Below are 17,477 nucleotides of genomic sequence, written 5' to 3'. Positions count from 1 at the left end.
GTATGCTTGTAAAACAAGCGGGCTTTAAAAAGCCAACATGCTGACTGGGAGATCAACACATTATAATATGGGGTGGCTAACGAGGCTTGAACTCGCGACAACCGGAATCACAATCCGGGACTCTACCAACTGAGCTATAGCCACCAATGTTTTGTTACCTTTGCCAATACGACCGGATGATGGTGCGCCCGAAAGGATTCGAACCTTCGGCCTTTGGCTCCGGAGGCCAACGCTCTATCCAGCTGAGCTACGGGCGCCTTGCCCTATCGACGGAGGTGAATATTACGGATCAGAACGCAACTCGGCAAGTGTTTTTTTTATTTTTATTCTGCTCGCTGCATTTATCAACAAATCGACGTTGATTCGTGTCATAGATAGTACAACATCGAAGTTGATCATTGAATACAGTTGCTATACTTACAATATTGCAACATCTTCTTTCGGTGTCAATCATACGCTGGGTAAACCACGTTGGATCACCTCTTCTCATACAACTGGACGTATATAAAGGTAAATAAATGGATCTATTTTTACGACCGTGGCTAATCGCTATTTGTACTGGTATAGGCTTATCAACCACCGTCATTGCCGCTGATATGTCTACCACAGCAATCAGTGAGCGCATAAAGCCTATAGGAAATGTTCATATTGAAGGCTCCACACCTGTTGCTGTCACAACAACCTCATCCCGAACAGGCCAGGCTATTTATGACCAATATTGTGCCTCTTGTCATAACAGTGGCCTCATGGGAGCACCAAAAAAAGGTGATGCTGATGATTGGGCGGCGAGAGTGAGCCAAGGTGATGCGGTTCTTGCTAAGCATGCGATTGAAGGTTTTAACGCCATGCCAGCCAAAGGAACATGTATGGATTGCAGTGATGATGAAATTGTTGCGGCAATTAACTATATGATCGAACCTAACTAAAGTTAGTGATTAATCAGCCAATCTTAATATGTTAATAGCAAAATCAGGGGGATCGCTCCCCCTGCATAATAACAGCCGATTAAGCACTATTTTTTAAATAGATTACGAATATTAGCAATATGGGCTTGGCCTTTTTGCATTCGCTCTTCAGCAGTGACCGGTTTACGTTCGCTTTCCCACTCTAAATCATCCTGCGGTAGCTCGTATAAGAATCGACTTGGCTCTGGCTTGATCAGTTCACCATATTGACGACGTTCTTTACACAGCGTGAACGTTAACTCCCGTTGCGCGCGGGTGATCCCCACATAAGCCAGTCGGCGCTCTTCATCGACATTATCTTCATCAATACTGGTTTGATGCGGCAAAATACCTTCTTCTGTGCCGACTAAAAACACATATGGAAACTCTAGCCCTTTTGATGCATGTAACGTCATTAACTGCACTTGATCAGCGTCAGTGTCATCTTCCCCACGCTCCATCATGTCGCGCAGAGTTAATCGCTGCACCACTTCTTTCAGAGTTTTAACTTCATTATCGTAGTTATCACCTTCTAAATCAGCGGTGATCCAACTGTAGAGATCTGAAACATTTTTCATTCTCATTTCAGCCGCTTTAGGACTGGCAGATGTTTCGTAGAGCCAATCTTCATAATGAATATCACGTACTAATTGGCGTACAGCTGCCACAGTATCGCCTCGTTCAGCGTTATCTGTCAGCTGATTGATCCAATGCGTAAAACGCTGTAATGACTCTAAACCACGTCCAGAAAGGTGCTGTTCAAGCCCCATTTCAAAACTGGCGGCAAACAAACTTTTACCGCGCATATTAGCGTATGTTCCCAACTTTTCGAGTGTAACTGGACCAATTTCGCGCCGTGGAGTGTTCACTATACGTAAAAAAGCATTATCATCATCAGGGTTAGTTAATACTCGCAGATACGCCATCATATCTTTGATTTCAACTCGTGAAAAAAACGATGTCCCACCCGAAATTTTATACGGAATGCGGTTTTGCATTAACGCTTTTTCAAATAATCGTGATTGGTGATTGCCGCGGTATAAAATCGCATAATCTTTATAAGCAGTATTATTCATAAACCGATGAGCAATTAATTCACCCACCACTTTTTCAGCTTCATGCTCTTCATTTTTAGCGGTCAATACTTTCAACATCGCCCCATCAGGAATCGCTGAAAATAGCGCTTTTTCAAATAAGTGCGGGTTATTAGCAATTAAAATATTTGCCGTTCGTAGAATACGACTGGTCGAACGATAATTTTGCTCAAGTTTAACCACTTTAAGATTGGGAAAATCTTTATTGAGTAAGGCTAAGTTTTCTGGCTGTGCGCCGCGCCACGAATAAATCGATTGATCATCATCACCAACCACAGTAAATCGTGCTCGCTCACCAACCAATAACTTAACGAACAAATACTGGCTGGTGTTGGTATCTTGGTATTCATCCACCAGCAAATACCGAATTCGATTTTGCCAGCGTTGACGTACTTCTTGGTTATCACGCAGCAATAATACTGGCATTAAAATCAAATCATCAAAATCAAGCGCGTTATAGGCTTTCATCTGCCGCTGATACATTTCATAACAATGGGCAAATAATTGATCACGTTCAGTTTGAGCACGGCCAGCGGCATCAGCTGGCGCTAACATGTCATTTTTCCAATTCGAAATTGTTGACTGCAATTGCTTTAATAAGTCTTTATCGCCATCGAGTTCCTCTTCGGTCAATTCCTTTAACAACGCCATCTGATCTTGATCGTCAAACAATGAAAAATTAGCTTTTAAGCCTAAATATTTACATTCTCGACGCACAATATTAAGTCCCAACGTATGAAAAGTTGACACCATTAACCCTTTAGATTCTTGACGGCCTAATGTTTGACCGACACGCTCTTTCATTTCACGTGCTGCTTTATTGGTAAAGGTTAATGCCGCAATGTTGCGTGCCTTATAATCACACTGCTGAACCAAGTAAGCGATTTTATTGGTAATAACACGAGTTTTACCTGAGCCGGCGCCGGCTAAAACTAAGCACGGTCCGGAAACGTATTTAACTGCTTCTGTTTGCCTTGGGTTCAGTTTCATTAGTTATCCTGACGTCATTAAAAATTGGCGCATTTTAATGCGCTTTCATTACAACTCTATTCACTTTTCTCGAATGGCATTCGAGCAATTTATCAACATTTATTCCAAGTTCATTACTTACAGCAACTTAATCAATAGATCTGTGCTAGAAATATTGAGTATCGATTAGACAAAATCACAACTAGTTGCACCAAATTCTTAACTGAATTAAATGTTAATTATATAAAAGTAAATAATGGTTACATTGCTGTTAAATAATGGAATAATATTTAACAGTTCTCATATTGCTTAAATTTAGGAGATTTCATGCGAAAAATCGCAGCCATTGCTACTATTGTCAGTTTGACATTAGGGATATCCGCTTGTGACCAAAGTGAATCCAAAAAGCCAACCCAACAAGCAGCAAAAAGTGTGGCTGTTGGTACACTTAACGTTACTTCTCATCCACAAGCTATCCACGTCGAACTTCCTGGCCGTAGTAAAGCTTACCTTGAAGCTGAAGTTCGCCCTCAAGTGTCAGGCATTATCACTGAACGCAGTTTCAAAGAAGGTGGCACTGTTGATAAAGGCCAATCATTGTATAGTATCGACTCAGCACCTTATAACGCAGCCTATCTCAGTGCTAAAGCCAGTTTAGCTCAAGCGCAAGCAAATCTAGATTCAGCAAAAGCACTGGCTCAACGCAGTGAAACCTTGGTTAACCGCGGCGCTATCAGCAAACAAACTTATGATGATAATAAAGCAAAATATAAAGTTGCTCTTGCTGGCATTGAAGTCGCAAAAGCCAATGTCAACAAAGCGAAAATAGATCTTAATTATACCAAAGTTAAAGCCCCTATCGCAGGTCGTATTGGTCAATCATCAGTCACACCAGGCGCACTCGTCAGCGCGGGGCAGGCACAAGTCTTGGCCACTATTCAACAACTGGACCCAATCAATATCGATATAGCCCAATCGAGCACGCAATTATTACGTCTAAAATCAGCTCTTAAACAAGGTCAACTGCAAGCTACTGATAATGCTGATGTCGAATTGATCCTTGAAGATGGCAGTGTTTACTCACATCACGGCACACTTCAGTTTGCTGAAGTGAATGTCGATCCTAACACTGGCTCCGTCACCTTACGTGCTGAATTCCCCAACCCTGAAGGCATTTTACTGCCTGGTATGTATGTCCGTGCAGTACTAAATACCGGCACCGATCCTAAAGCTATTATGATCCCGCAAAAAGCCATTACTCGCAACAGTAAAGGCCAAGCGATTGCAATGGTTGTTGGCACTGATAACAAAGTGGAGTCACGCACAGTCACTACCGCTGAAGCAATTGATAATCAATGGCGAATTACCAGTGGCCTTAAAGATGGCGATCAAGTGATCGTTGATGGTTTGCAAAAAATCCGTCCTGGGGTTGTGGTGGAACCGACGCCAATAACTGTCACTCACTCACAATAATAGGGAAAGTAATCTATGGCTCGTTTCTTTATCGATCGCCCTATTTTTGCTTGGGTGATCGCGATTATCGTCATGCTAGCTGGCGTACTGTCCATTCTTAAATTACCGGTTTCTCAGTATCCTAGTATTGCCCCACCCACGGTTGTTATTAGTGCTAGCTACCCCGGCGCTAATGCTAAAACCATGGAAGACACTGTTACTCAGGTTATTGAACAACGGATGACAGGTATTGATAACCTGCGCTACTTATCATCAACCAGTGACAGTTTTGGTAATACTCAAATAACCCTGACCTTTAATGCTGAGGCCGATCCTGATATTGCTCAAGTTCAGGTTCAAAATAAGTTGCAATCAGCATTGCCACTGCTGCCAATGGAAGTGCAACAGCAAGGGGTAAAGGTTAACAAAGCCAGCTCAAGCTTTCTGATGGTAGTCGGGTTCTATTCCGAAGATGGCTCAATGGATAAGAACGACATTTCTGACTACATCAGCTCCAATGTTGCCGATCCAATGAGTCGTGTTCCAGGTGTTGGTGAGATTCAAACGTTTGGTGCCCAGTATGCAATGCGTATTTGGCTTGATCCGCTTAAACTAACAAAATATAACCTCACTAGTATTGATGTTATTAATGCCATTAAAGAACAAAATGCTCAGGTTTCAGCAGGTCAACTAGGTGCCTCACCATCGTTACCAGGCCAAGAACTTAACGCAACCGTCTCCGCCCAAAGCCGTTTAAAAACTCCTGCTCAGTTTGAAAAAATAATCCTGAAATCCGATCCTTCGGGCGCAAAGGTATTATTAAAAGACGTCGCTCGAGTTGAACTTGGTGCTGAAAGTTATGCAGTGCAGGTATTCTATAATGGTAAACAAGCCAGTGGTATTGGTATTAAACTCGCCACTGGTGCCAACGCCTTAGCCACTGCAGAAGCAGTTAAAGCAAAGATTGATGAGCTTAAACCGTTCTTCCCTGAAGGATTACAAGCGGTTTATCCCTACGACACCACGCCATTTGTTGAAAAATCCATTGAAGGTGTAGTCCATACGTTATTTGAAGCAGTGGCATTGGTATTTATTATCATGTTCCTGTTCCTCCAAAATTTCCGTGCCACCTTAATTCCAACCATTGCCGTTCCAGTGGTATTACTCGGTACCTTCGCTGTACTTTCTATCGCAGGCTATTCAATAAATACCCTCACCATGTTTGCGATGGTACTTGCTATTGGCTTGCTGGTTGATGATGCGATTGTGGTAGTAGAAAACGTTGAACGGGTGATGCATGAAGAAGGACTCAGTCCGGTCGAAGCTACCCGTAAATCAATGGATCAAATTACTGGCGCACTGGTGGGTATCGCACTAACGCTATCAGCTGTATTTGTTCCAATGGCATTTATGTCAGGCTCTACCGGGGTTATTTATCGCCAGTTCTCTATAACCATTGTGACCGCAATGTCACTCTCGGTAATGGTGGCAGTGATCCTCACACCCGCCTTGTGTGCAACGATGCTTAAACCAGTTGCTCATGGTAGTAATGACAAAGGCTTCTTTGGCTGGTTTAACCGCACCTTTGATAACTTAACCAAACGTTACGAAGCTAGTGTTGCTGCAATGATTAAGCGCTCAATTCGAGTGATGTTTATCTTCCTTGGCTTAACTGTTGCCGTGGGTTGGATCTTTATGCGCATGCCAACCTCGTTCTTACCAGATGAAGACCAAGGGATTTTATTTAGCCAGGCAATATTGCCAGTTAACTCAACTCAAGAACAAACTCAGAAAGTCATGGACCAAGTGTCTGATTACTATTTAACCCAAGAGGCTGACAGTGTCGCCAGTGTATTTAGTGTCTCAGGCTTTAGTTTTGCAGGTAACGGTCAAAACATGGGTATGGCCTTTGTCGGCTTAAAAGATTGGTCTGATCGCCAATTGCCGGGCATGGATGTTAAATCGATAGTAAATCGCTCGATGGGTTATTTCCAAAAAATCAAAAATGCGATGGTGTTTTCATTTGCGCCACCAGCGGTGATCGAGCTCGGTACCGCCAGTGGTTTTGATTTCTACCTTCAAGATCGTAGTGGTCAAGGACATGACAAGTTAATTGCTGCACGTAATCAATTACTCCAATTAGCAGCTGAAAACCCTAATTTGGTTGGGGTTCGTCCAAATGGTCAAGAAGATGCACCTATGTACCAAATTAATATTGATCAAACCAAAATACGTGCGCTGGGGATTGATATTAACTCCGTCAACAAAGTGCTGGGGACGGCATGGGGTAGCTCTTATGTTAACGACTTTATTGATCGTGGCCGAGTGAAAAAAGTCTTTGTTCAAGGTGATGCTCAATATCGCATGAAACCAGGTGATCTTAATAGTTGGTATGTGCGTAACAACCAAGGTGAAATGGTGCCGTTCTCGGCTTTTGCTACCGGTGAATGGCAATATGCGTCACCGCGTCTGGAACGTTTCAACGCCACCCCTGCTGTGAATATTCAAGGCAGTGTGGTTAATGGCTACAGTACTGGCCAAGCGATGCTTGATATCGAAGCGATGGTCAAAAAGTTACCGCCAGGGTTTGGCGTTGAATGGAACGGCTTATCGTATGAAGAGCGTCTATCGGGTAACCAAGCACCAATGCTATACGCGTTATCTATCTTGGTGGTGTTCTTGGTACTTGCAGCGTTGTATGAAAGCTGGTCAGTGCCCTTTGCGGTAGTACTAGTAGTACCGCTTGGAATCATTGGTGCGCTTGTAGCAATGAATGCGCGCGGTATGCCAAACGATGTCTTCTTCCAAGTAGGCTTATTAACCACCGTTGGTTTGGCAACCAAAAATGCCATTTTGATTGTCGAGTTTGCTAAGGAATACTACGAGAAAGGCGCTGGACTGGTTGAAGCCACTCTGCATGCGGTGCGTGTACGTTTGCGTCCAATCATCATGACCTCGCTCGCGTTTGGTCTTGGTGTGGTGCCATTAGCTATCAGTACCGGCGTTGGCTCAGGTGGTAAAAATGCCATTGGTACTGCGGTACTTGGCGGCATGTTGAGTTCAACCTTCTTAGGTATTTTCTTTATTCCAATTTTCTTTGTGGTAGTAGAACGTATCTTTAGTCGTGGAAAAACCAAACCAACATCTGACAGTACGCCACCAACGCAACCACATTAATCGCTCAGTAATCTAGCACCATAGCAGCCCGTATCTATCTTGATACGGGCTTTTTATTACTTTTTTTACTTGAAAAAACTGCCCTATCACTGCCAATAAGCATATTGGCACTTATTGGAATCTTGCAATATTCTTAATAATGATACAAAAGCTCAAATAAGACTTGCGAATCAATCATCAAATCCTACAATAGTCCAATGAATGAACATTCATTCATTCTATTTGTACTGAATATAAGCAATTATGACTGATAAAAAAGAGCGCATATTAACAGCAACTGAAAAACTTTTAGCCACCCATGGCTTTCATGGTCTATCAATGCAGATGGTTGCTAAAGAAGCTCAAGTTGCAACAGGCACTATTTATCGCTACTTCGATGATAAAGATGATCTACTATTCCAACTACATGAATATATTTTAGGTTATATCGCGAGCAAAATTAGCCAGAATATTAACGATAGTATGTCACTTAAACAGCGTTACCGTACGATGTGGCTCAATTTGTGGCAAATGTCAGTAAGTGGTAATGCACCGTTAATCAATCAAGGGCAATTTCAGAATTTGCCACGTAAAAATGCACATGAAAGAAAAGCATTAAATAAACACCTCTTTAGCTGCGTCAATCAAATGTTTGACGAAGGTAAAGCCTGCAACCTATTTAAACCGCTTGATAATGAAATTTTAAGCACACTTAGCCTTGAGACGAGTTGTTATTTGGCCCGTCGGAAAATCAATGGTGGATTAGAGATCACTGATAGCGAACTAAATGCCGCTATTAATGCCTCTTGGGACGCCATTATTCAGCATTAACATTGTAATTCCGGAGCATACCTCATAATGAAAAAATGGATCGTGATGTTACTTCTTGCTCTTCTGTTATTTGGAAGTGTAATTGGTTTCAATCTTTTTAAAGAACATAAGATAGCTGAATATATGGCTAATATGCCGGAAGCAAACTATCCGGTCACAGCCACTACCACCAAAGCTGAAAACTGGCATCCAGCACTACAGGCAATTGGTTTTATTGAACCAATGCAAGGTGTAACCCTAACTTCAGAAGCGGCTGGTGTGATCAGCAAAATCAATTTTGAATCAGGCCAAAAAGTAAAAGCTGGGCAATTATTAGTATCAATAAACTCCAATGTTGAGCAATCGAGCTTACAAAGTACTGAAGCAAAATTACCCTCAGTAAAAGCTTCTTACCTACGTTACAAAGATCTTTATCGTAAAGGTTCAGTATCAAAATCTAGCCTTGATGAAGCTAAAGCTAACTACCTCGCATTAGTGGCTCAAATCAAATCATTAAAAGAATCTATTCAACGTCGTAATATCAGCGCACCTTTTGCCGGTGAGATTGGTCTACGTAATGTTTACTTAGGTCAATATATTCAACCTGGTACTAAAATTATTCGTTTAGAAGACACCACGACGATGCGTTTCCGCTTTACGGTTCCGCAAACGGATATTTCTAAAATCAAAATTGGCCAAACGGTTGATATCAGCATCGATGCTTATAAAGATACTAACTTTAAAGGTCTAATTACTGCGATTGAACCTGCGGTTAACGCTCAAACAGGTTTGATTCAGGTACAAGCTGATATTCCTAACAGCGGCGGCATGCTGCGCAGTGGTATGTTTGCACGCGCACGTGTTATTCAACCTGTTATCGCTGATCAAATCGTGGTGCCTCAAACCGCCATTACTTACACCCTTTACGGTGATACGGTGTATGTACTGCGCAACGTTGATGGCAAATTACGTGCAATGCAGACAGTGGTAACTACAGGTCTAAACAAAGGTAACAAAGTACGCATTCTTTCAGGCTTAAAAGCTGGAGAGCAGATCGTAACTAGCGGCCAAATTCGTCTTAGCAACAAGTCATTAGTGCACATCGTTGAAAATGACGCACTGAAGGCTCCTGCTGAAATCCCATTGCTGTAACTGGAGAACGCTCAGGATGCGCTTTACTGATATATTCATCAGACGCCCGGTACTAGCAATTTCGATCAGTTTAATGATCGCATTGCTGGGTCTACAGGCGATTTTCAAAATGCAGGTTCGGCAATATCCGGACATGACTAACACTGTAGTAACCGTAAGTACGGCTTACTACGGTGCTAGTGCTGACCTTATTCAAGGGTTTATCACCCAACCACTAGAGCAAGCTATTGCTCAGGCCGATAATATCGACTACATCACCGCCCAAAGTACTATGGGTATGTCGACGATTACCGTGCAAATGAAATTGAACACCAATCCAAATGCTGCCTTGGCTGATATCCTTGCCAAAGTAAACTCGGTGCGGGCTCAATTACCTAAAGAAACTCAAGATCCAACCATCGCTCTCTCTACAGGTGGCGGTACTGGCGTGCTCTATCTTGGTTTTACCAGTAAAACATTAAGCTCAAGCCAAATCACTGACTACATCGAACGAGTAGTAAAACCGCAGTTATTTACGGTAGGTGGCGTGGCAAAAGTTGACATGTATGGCGGTGTACCTTTTGCACTGCGGGTATGGCTTGATCCACAAAAAATGGCAGCATTTAACTTATCTGCCAGTGATGTAACTCAAGTACTACAAGCTAACAACTACCAATCAGCTGTCGGTCAAACCAACAATGATTTCGTACTCTACAACGGTAGTGCTAACACTCAAGCAAATAGCCCAGAGTCACTAGAAAAACTGGTTGTATCAAGTGATAAAGGTCAAGTGATCCGCTTAGGTGACATAGCCAAGGTAACCTTATCGCGCAGCAGCGATAGCTACCGCGCAACGGCCAATGGCCAAGAAGCGGTTGTCGGCGCGATTGAAGCAGCACCAAGTGCTAACCCAATCAACATCGCCAAAGATGTTATCAACCTACTACCAACCATTGAACGTAACATGCCAAGCACCATCAAAATGACGGTGATGTATGACTCAACAATTGCGATTAATGACTCGATTCATGAGGTTATTAAAACCATTCTTGAAGCGGCATTAATTGTATTAATCGTTATTGCATTGTTTATCGGTTCATTACGCTCAGTCATTATTCCAATCATTACGATTCCGTTATCGTTGATTGGTGTAGCACTAGTGATGCAACTGTTTGGTTTCTCATGGAACCTAATGACATTGCTGGCTCTGGTATTAGCTATCGGCCTGGTGGTCGATGATGCTATCGTGGTACTAGAAAACGTTGAACGACACATTAAGCTGGGACAAACGCCATTTAGGGCTGCCATTATTGGTACTCGTGAAATTGCAGTACCTGTTATTTCAATGACGATTGCATTAGGTGCGGTATATGCACCGATTGCATTAATGGGCGGTTTAACCGGTTCATTATTTAAAGAGTTTGCGTTAACCCTTGCAGGTGCGGTATTTATTTCAGGGATCATTGCCCTAACATTATCACCAGTAATGTGTGCAACTTTCCTTAAACAAAATGAAGCGCCAAATAAATTTGAATTAATGGTTCACGGCTTTCTTGATCGTTTAACACTACGTTATGAAAAAATGCTAAGCGGCATCATGCACATGCGTTCAGTTGTGATCGTATTTGCAATTTTTGCTTGTGCAAGCTTACCGTTCTTATTTAAGTTTATTCCAAGCGAACTAGCGCCAGCTGAAGATAATGGCGTGGTAGTGTTTATGGGTACCGCCCCTGCTAACGCTAACCTTGATTTTATTGAAGATACAATGAATCAAGTCAATAAAGTGCTGACGGAACAGAAGAGCGTGCAATATGCGCAAATTTTCTCAGGTATTCCATCGGCTAACCAAGCATTTGGTCTTGCAACATTGAAACCATGGAGCCAACGCGATCAAAGCCAAACTGAAGTTGCGAATGAAGTAACGAAAAAGATTAAAAATATTCCACAAATGGCTGTCACTGCTTTCCAAATGCCAAGCCTTCCAGGCGCAGGTTCTGGTTTACCAGTGCAGTTTGTTATCACCACGCCTAACAACTTTAAGAGCCTCTACCAAGTTGCTTCTGAAATGTTGGCAAAGGTTAAAGATAACCCAATGTTTGTCTACTCAGATTTAGACTTGAAGTATGACTCTGCGACGATGAACATTGATATCGATAAAGATAAAGCCGGTGCGTATGGCGTTACCATGCAAGCAATTGGTAATACGTTAAGTACGATGTTAGCCGGTGGTGATATTAACCGTGTTGATATTTTAGGCCGCTCTTACAAGGTGATTCCACAAGTTGAGCGTAAAGATCGTTTTAATCCTAAAGATTTAAACAATTACTACGTCAAAACAAATAGTGGTGATTTAATTCCATTGGGTAGCTTAGTGACCATTAAAGTCACGCCAGCGCCACCAACATTACCAAGCTTTAACCAACAAAATGCGGCAACCATCGGCGCAGTATTAGCCCCAGGTACCTCAATCGGTGAAGCAGTAAATTGGTTAAATACTGAATCGGCAAAAGTATTACCAAAAGGCTACGGTCATAACTACTTAGGTGAAAGCCGTCAGTACGTTACGGAAGGTAATGCGCTATACGCTACATTTGGTCTAGCATTGGCAATTATTTTCTTGGTACTTGCGATTCAATTTGAATCATTACGCGATCCATTAGTGATTCTCGTATCAGTACCATTAGCTATTTGTGGTGCACTGATTGCCCTCGCGTGGGGTGCGACAACACTCAATATTTACTCGCAGATAGGTTTAATAACCCTCATAGGCTTGATAACCAAACACGGTATATTGATTTGTGAAGTTGCCAAAGAAGAACAGCTCTACCATGGTAAGAACCGCATGGATGCTGTTATGGAAGCTGCGAAGATCCGTCTTCGTCCAATCCTAATGACAACATGTGCGATGATTGCAGGCCTAGTGCCATTGTTATACGCATCAGGTGCTGGTGCAGCATCACGCTTCAGTATTGGTATTGTTATCGTTGCCGGTTTATCTATCGGTACGTTATTTACTTTGTTTGTATTGCCAGTTATTTATACGTTCTTGGCAAGTGAACATAAACCATTACCGGTATTTGTTGAAGAAGATGATGGTTTAGACAACCACTTCTAATTAACCAATGAAAAAAAGGGCGCTGAATCATCAGCGCCCTTTTCTTTTCACCACAGCGCCGATTACAATAACTCACAACGATTTTCGCAACGGAGTAAGCGGATCATGTTTGATTCAAAGAAACTTGAACAAGTAGCTAAACAAATTCAAGACGCAATGCCAAAGCCGGTTAAAGATCTTGGTAATGACGTTGAACAAAAAGTACGTCAAGTGATCCAATCACAACTTGGTAAATTGGATGTTGTCACTCGTGAAGAGTTTGACGTTCAAACCCAAGTACTATTACGCACTCGCCAAAAGCTTACTGAGCTTGAACAAAAACTAGCAGCATTTGAAGCCAAGCTTAATGCTGATGACAACAATAATGCTTAAGTAGCTGTTGTAGCATCGACAAAAAAGCCCAGTTCTCATCAAACTGGGCTTTCTTTTAATTAGTATTTGTATTGAAGTTTAACCACCAACAGCAATGTGCTTCATGTCTTTCATGTAACCACGTAATTGCTTACCGATCACTTCAACTGGATGGTTACGTAATGCTTCATTGACTTCAATTAACTTTTGGTTATCAACAAAGTTAGTTGTTGCAGCTAGCCCTTTGCCAATCACATCAGTATTAACGGTTGCCATAAAGTGATCACGTAATAGCGGTGTCGCCACATTAGCAAATAAGTAGTTACCGTACTCAGCAGTGTCAGAAATAACCACGTTCATCTCATATAGACGCTTACGGGCAACAGTATTGGCAATCAAAGGCAGCTCATGTAATGACTCATAATACGCCGACTCATCAATAATGCCTGATGCTGTCATCGCTTCAAAGGCTAACTCAACCCCAGCGCGTACCATTGCTACCATCAAGATGCCATTATCAAAATATTCTTGCTCTGAAATTTGAAGCTCTGATGTCGGATAGTTTTCAAATTGTGTTTCAGCGGTTTCACCACGCCAGCCTAATAACTCAGCATCATCATTAGCCCAATCAGCCATCATCGTACTTGAGAAGTGACCTGAAATAATGTCATCCATATGTTTGTTATATAGTGGACGCATAAGATCTTTTAGCTGCTCAGATAAATCAAACGCGGCAACTTTAGCTGGGTTTGAAAGACGATCCATCATATGAGTAACGCCGCCAAACTTTAGTGCTTCTGTGATCGTTTCCCAACCAAATTGAAGTAATTTACCTGCATATTCTGGTGCAATACCATCAGCCAGCATTTTTTCATAACAAACAATTGAGCCAGCTTGTAGCATGCCACATAAAATAGTTTGTTCACCCATCAAGTCAGACTTCACTTCAGCCACAAACGATGACTCAAGCACACCTGCACGATGACCCCCAGTGGCCGCAGCCCATGCTTTAGCAATTTCAAGACCATCAGCTTGTGGATCGTTTTCAGGGTGAACCGCAATCAAGGTTGGTACACCAAAACCACGCTTGTATTCTTCACGCACTTCCGTACCTGGACACTTAGGTGCAACCATTACGACGGTTAAATCTTTACGGATTTGCATGCCTTCTTCAACGATATTAAAACCGTGAGAGTAACCCAATGCCGCACCTTGCTTCATCAGTGGCATCACCGTTTCAACCACATTGGTGTGTTGTTTATCTGGTGTTAAATTTACCACCAAATCAGCATTTGGAATCAGTTGTTCATAGCTACCCACTTCAAAACCATTATCACGGGCATTTTGAAATGATGGACGTTGCTCATCAATAGCAGCTTGACGCAGTGCATAAGCAACATTCAAACCTGAGTCACGCATATTAAGGCCTTGGTTAAGACCTTGTGCACCACATCCGACAATAACAACTTTTTTACCCTTAAGGTAATCCGCTTCAGTCGCAAACTCAGCACGATCCATAAAACGACAACGGCCCAGTTGATCTAACTGCTGGCGTAAATTTAAGGTATTGAAATAATTAGCCATAACAACAAACTCCGTGAAAAATATTAATCCTTGGTTCGATATTTATTTATCGAATAGATTGATAGTAGATCAAGTAACTTGTTGCGCAAAGTGATATATTCACAACAATCAATTGCAAATCATGCAACATAAACCAATGAACATTAAAAACTTGCAACTTTTTATTCACCTCAGTGATTCGTTAAGTTTTCATCACACAGCACAATCAATGCACATCAGTCCATCGGCCCTTAGTCGGGTTATTCAACGTCTAGAGCAAGAGTTAGGGCAAAGCTTATTCAATCGCGACAATCGCCATGTTGAGCTTACTATGGCAGGGAAAAAACTAATCCCAGTCGCGACCACGATTATTGCTAACTGGCTATCACTGAAAACAGAATTAAACAGTGATAGCTCAATACTTCAAGGAAAGTTAAAAATATTTTGCTCTGTCACCGCAAGTTATACCCATTTGCCTGCAATATTAACGGCTTTTCGCCAACGTTATCCGCAAATAGAAATTCAGTTATTAACAGGAGACTCTGCACTAGCGATCGATAAAGTCCTTACAGATGAAGCAGATGTCGCTATTACTGCTAAACCAGAACAACTTTCAACTAAATTAACTTATATAGAATTAGATCATATTCCAATGTCCGTGATCTCGCCTATTATTGCGCCGCCAGCGATTCAACAACTATTAGATCAAGGTCCAAATTGGCAAGCGCTGCCTTTTATTATTGCTGAGTCAGGTCCAGCAAGATCACGGGCTAATTCGTGGTTTAAACAAAAAAAGATTTCACCGCCTATTTATGCGCAAATTTCTGGCCATGAAGCCATTGTCAGTATGGTTGCTTTGGGGTGTGGTATTGGAATTGCGCCTGATGTTGTTATCAATAACAGCCCAATGAGTGATAAAGTGCAGCGTTTTCCTGCTGAGTTGATTACACCATTAAGTTTAGGTCTTTGTTGTAAACAATCACGCCATCAAGAAAATATATTAAAAGCATTACTTCAATTATTTTAACATTGCTATATCAATGCCTTGCCTCCGCTAATTTATTGCATTGAAAAAGGAAATTTTCATGACACACGCAATTTTAACGCATTCATACTGTTCAGATTTTTATGCAGAACACGGTTATCAATTTTTAAAAAAAGTCGCTCAAGACTTTCCTGTTCCACCTAATCTGGTGATTTTTTCAGTGATGCACTGCTATGAAGGCTCTTTACCCTACATTAATGTGTTAGCACAAATAGCTCATCCGTTAGTTTTTATTCCCAAAAATGCTACGGCAGATGCTAACCCTGAGCTATTACAAACCATTAATCAAATAACCAACTGTAATGTCGTCAATCCGAGTTACAATAAGGAGTCTTTACGCGATCCTCTTCATTGTGAAGCGCTTATTCGTCAATATATCACTCACGATAGCCCTTTTTTAATCCTTGATCATGGTGGCTACTTTGCCAATGCCAGTGAACATTTATGCCGCGTATTTCAACAACAACTAGTCGGTATTACAGAATTAACTGCCAATGGTTTATACAAGTATTGTAATAAGAATATCGAAAAGCCTTTAGTTACCGTTTCTCATCTAAGTATCAAAACGCCTGCAGACACAGAAGCCTCCGAATGTATTGTTCATTATTCAGATCAAATCTTACGAGAAGAATTTGGACTAAAAATTAATAATGCTGGTTTTTTAAGAGTTGGAGTTATTGGAGCTGGTAACCTTGGACGCGGAATAATCAAGCATCTACAAAACAAAAATATTTGTAATCTTCACATTTTTGACCAAGATCCTCGCCGACTAACGCAATTTCCACGAGATGGTGTCCATGTTTGTTCACTTGAACATCTGGTACAACAATGCAATATGGTATTTTGTTGTACGGGTAATGGAGCATTAAGTGCAGAAGTATTTGACCATTTAACCCAGCCTCTTTTCATTACCACAGTAACTTCTGCTGATGACGAACTTCGGCTGCCTGAATTAATCAATCAAGGTGTATTAACCGAGGTTAATCGCAACCAATTAGTCAAAGAGTACCAAACCCGTAATGGTATTTGTGTTTACCTGCTTGCTGGCGGCGAATCTGCGAATACTCCTTTTAAAACAGGTATGGGTGACCCAACGCTATATTTATTTGAAGCCGCACATATGTTGGCTGGGTTACTATTACTTAATCGCCCACAACAGTTTACTGATGGTATTCAAGCATTATCAGATAATGATGAAATAATGATCGCCCAGCAATGGCTAACACATTTCTATAATTATAAGTAAAATAACCACACTCAAAAAAACGCACCAATAGATATTGGGGCGTTTTTATATATGGTTAAGGTCTTTTGAGTGCCTAACATTGTTGTCGAGACGTTCTTGAAGATGGCAGGAGTTACGATATTTGAACGTCACAACACGCATTGATTTTCGGTAAGGCAAATCTGCAGCTCTGCCAGTTAACATACATAAATTATAAATAGCAAAAAGGCTCATATCTTTCGATATAAGCCTTCTTTAATATGGCAGGAGTTACGATATTCAAACGTCACAACACGTGCTGATTTTCGGTAAGGTGAATCCGCTGCTCTGCCAGTTAACCTACATACATAAATTATAAATAGCAAAAAGGCTCATATCTTTCGATATGAGCCTTCTTTAATATGGCAGGGGTGGAGAGATTCGAACTCCCAACACGCGGATTTGGAATCCGCTGCTCTGCCAGTTGGAGCTACACCCCTGTAGTTATTTTAAAGACTTAACTATGTCTTAAATAAATGGCGGAGTGGACGGGACTCGAACCCGCGACCCCCGGCGTGACAGGCCGGTATTCTAACCAACTGAACTACCACTCCGCAGTGTCTATTCAGCATTTAAGCAATTT

Annotated in this window: 11 protein-coding genes and 4 tRNA genes; 9 read left to right on the top strand and 6 right to left on the bottom strand. The window is 41.7% G+C overall.

Annotation, left to right across the window (positions count from 1 at the left end; genetic code table 11):
* Nucleotides 1–68 precede the first annotated feature (68 nt).
* Nucleotides 69–144 (bottom strand) — tRNA-His (locus BTN98_RS16610).
* Between the two features lie 36 nt (nt 145–180).
* A tRNA-Arg gene (locus tag BTN98_RS16605) sits at nt 181–257 on the bottom strand.
* Nucleotides 258–518: 261 nt separating this feature from the next.
* On the opposite strand from BTN98_RS16605, the gene BTN98_RS16600 reads away from it, so the two are divergent.
* Nucleotides 519–926 (top strand): c-type cytochrome, encoded by a 408-nt coding sequence (locus tag BTN98_RS16600; protein ID WP_060999699.1) that lies wholly within the window; start codon nt 519–521, stop codon nt 924–926.
* Nucleotides 927–1,012: 86 nt separating this feature from the next.
* On the opposite strand, the gene rep is transcribed toward BTN98_RS16600, so the two are convergent.
* On the bottom strand, nt 1,013–3,028 hold the full coding sequence (gene rep, locus BTN98_RS16595; RefSeq protein ID WP_060999698.1) for a DNA helicase Rep: 2,016 nt from the start codon (nt 3,026–3,028) through the stop codon (nt 1,013–1,015).
* 306 nt (nt 3,029–3,334) lie between these two features.
* Between rep and BTN98_RS16590 the strand changes: the two genes are divergently transcribed.
* The 6 genes from BTN98_RS16590 (at nt 3,335) to ubiK (ending at nt 13,043) form a co-directional block, all read left to right on the top strand.
* Nucleotides 3,335–4,480 (top strand): efflux RND transporter periplasmic adaptor subunit, encoded by a 1,146-nt coding sequence (locus tag BTN98_RS16590; protein ID WP_060999696.1) that lies wholly within the window; start codon nt 3,335–3,337, stop codon nt 4,478–4,480.
* A gap of 15 nt (nt 4,481–4,495) precedes the next feature.
* On the top strand, nt 4,496–7,636 hold the full coding sequence (locus tag BTN98_RS16585) for an efflux RND transporter permease subunit (protein ID WP_060999693.1): 3,141 nt from the start codon (nt 4,496–4,498) through the stop codon (nt 7,634–7,636).
* 243 nt (nt 7,637–7,879) lie between these two features.
* A complete protein-coding gene (locus BTN98_RS16580; protein ID WP_060999691.1) occupies nt 7,880–8,446 on the top strand; it encodes a TetR/AcrR family transcriptional regulator in 567 nt (188 codons plus the stop codon).
* 27 nt (nt 8,447–8,473) lie between these two features.
* Entirely contained in the window at nt 8,474–9,577 is a 1,104-nt protein-coding gene (locus tag BTN98_RS16575; RefSeq protein WP_060999689.1) for an efflux RND transporter periplasmic adaptor subunit, read from the top strand.
* Between the two features lie 16 nt (nt 9,578–9,593).
* Nucleotides 9,594–12,671, top strand: coding sequence for a multidrug efflux RND transporter permease subunit (locus BTN98_RS16570; protein ID WP_060999687.1), 3,078 nt, complete (start codon nt 9,594–9,596; stop codon nt 12,669–12,671).
* Nucleotides 12,672–12,776: 105 nt separating this feature from the next.
* The gene (gene ubiK, locus BTN98_RS16565) at nt 12,777–13,043 is read left to right on the top strand and encodes a ubiquinone biosynthesis accessory factor UbiK (RefSeq protein ID WP_060999685.1); all 267 of its coding nucleotides are present in this window, start codon (nt 12,777–12,779) and stop codon (nt 13,041–13,043) included.
* A 78-nt stretch (nt 13,044–13,121) separates the two neighbouring features.
* On the opposite strand, the gene ilvC is transcribed toward ubiK, so the two are convergent.
* The gene (gene ilvC / locus BTN98_RS16560; RefSeq protein ID WP_060999683.1) at nt 13,122–14,606 is read right to left on the bottom strand and encodes a ketol-acid reductoisomerase; all 1,485 of its coding nucleotides are present in this window, start codon (nt 14,604–14,606) and stop codon (nt 13,122–13,124) included.
* A gap of 136 nt (nt 14,607–14,742) precedes the next feature.
* Here ilvC and ilvY point away from each other — a divergent pair, with 136 nt between their 5' ends.
* Together ilvY and BTN98_RS16550 are read left to right on the top strand one after the other, a co-directional pair.
* Complete coding sequence (gene ilvY, locus BTN98_RS16555) at nt 14,743–15,612, top strand: HTH-type transcriptional activator IlvY (RefSeq protein WP_060999773.1); 870 nt, start codon at nt 14,743–14,745, stop codon at nt 15,610–15,612.
* A 58-nt stretch (nt 15,613–15,670) separates the two neighbouring features.
* A complete protein-coding gene (locus BTN98_RS16550; RefSeq protein ID WP_060999681.1) occupies nt 15,671–16,876 on the top strand; it encodes an NAD(P)-binding domain-containing protein in 1,206 nt (401 codons plus the stop codon).
* A 381-nt stretch (nt 16,877–17,257) separates the two neighbouring features.
* Here BTN98_RS16550 and BTN98_RS16545 read toward each other — a convergent pair.
* Nucleotides 17,258–17,334 (bottom strand) — tRNA-Trp (locus BTN98_RS16545).
* Between the two features lie 37 nt (nt 17,335–17,371).
* A tRNA-Asp gene (locus BTN98_RS16540) sits at nt 17,372–17,448 on the bottom strand.
* Nucleotides 17,449–17,477: the final 29 nt, after the last annotated feature.

Source organism: Photobacterium aquimaris, assembly GCF_002954455.1.
Lineage (GTDB): Bacteria > Pseudomonadota > Gammaproteobacteria > Enterobacterales > Vibrionaceae > Photobacterium > Photobacterium aquimaris.
The sequence above is the reverse complement of the archived record's forward strand: the minus strand, read 5'-3'. Positions and strand labels throughout refer to the sequence as shown.

Coding starts and splice junctions, on each gene's coding strand:
- BTN98_RS16600 (WP_060999699.1), top strand. CDS start 519: ATGGATCTATTTTTACGACCGTGGCTAATCGCTATTTGTACTGGTATA.
- rep (WP_060999698.1), bottom strand. CDS start 3,028: ATGAAACTGAACCCAAGGCAAACAGAAGCAGTTAAATACGTTTCCGGA.
- BTN98_RS16590 (WP_060999696.1), top strand. CDS start 3,335: ATGCGAAAAATCGCAGCCATTGCTACTATTGTCAGTTTGACATTAGGG.
- BTN98_RS16585 (WP_060999693.1), top strand. CDS start 4,496: ATGGCTCGTTTCTTTATCGATCGCCCTATTTTTGCTTGGGTGATCGCG.
- BTN98_RS16580 (WP_060999691.1), top strand. CDS start 7,880: ATGACTGATAAAAAAGAGCGCATATTAACAGCAACTGAAAAACTTTTA.
- BTN98_RS16575 (WP_060999689.1), top strand. CDS start 8,474: ATGAAAAAATGGATCGTGATGTTACTTCTTGCTCTTCTGTTATTTGGA.
- BTN98_RS16570 (WP_060999687.1), top strand. CDS start 9,594: ATGCGCTTTACTGATATATTCATCAGACGCCCGGTACTAGCAATTTCG.
- ubiK (WP_060999685.1), top strand. CDS start 12,777: ATGTTTGATTCAAAGAAACTTGAACAAGTAGCTAAACAAATTCAAGAC.
- ilvC (WP_060999683.1), bottom strand. CDS start 14,606: ATGGCTAATTATTTCAATACCTTAAATTTACGCCAGCAGTTAGATCAA.
- ilvY (WP_060999773.1), top strand. CDS start 14,743: ATGAACATTAAAAACTTGCAACTTTTTATTCACCTCAGTGATTCGTTA.
- BTN98_RS16550 (WP_060999681.1), top strand. CDS start 15,671: ATGACACACGCAATTTTAACGCATTCATACTGTTCAGATTTTTATGCA.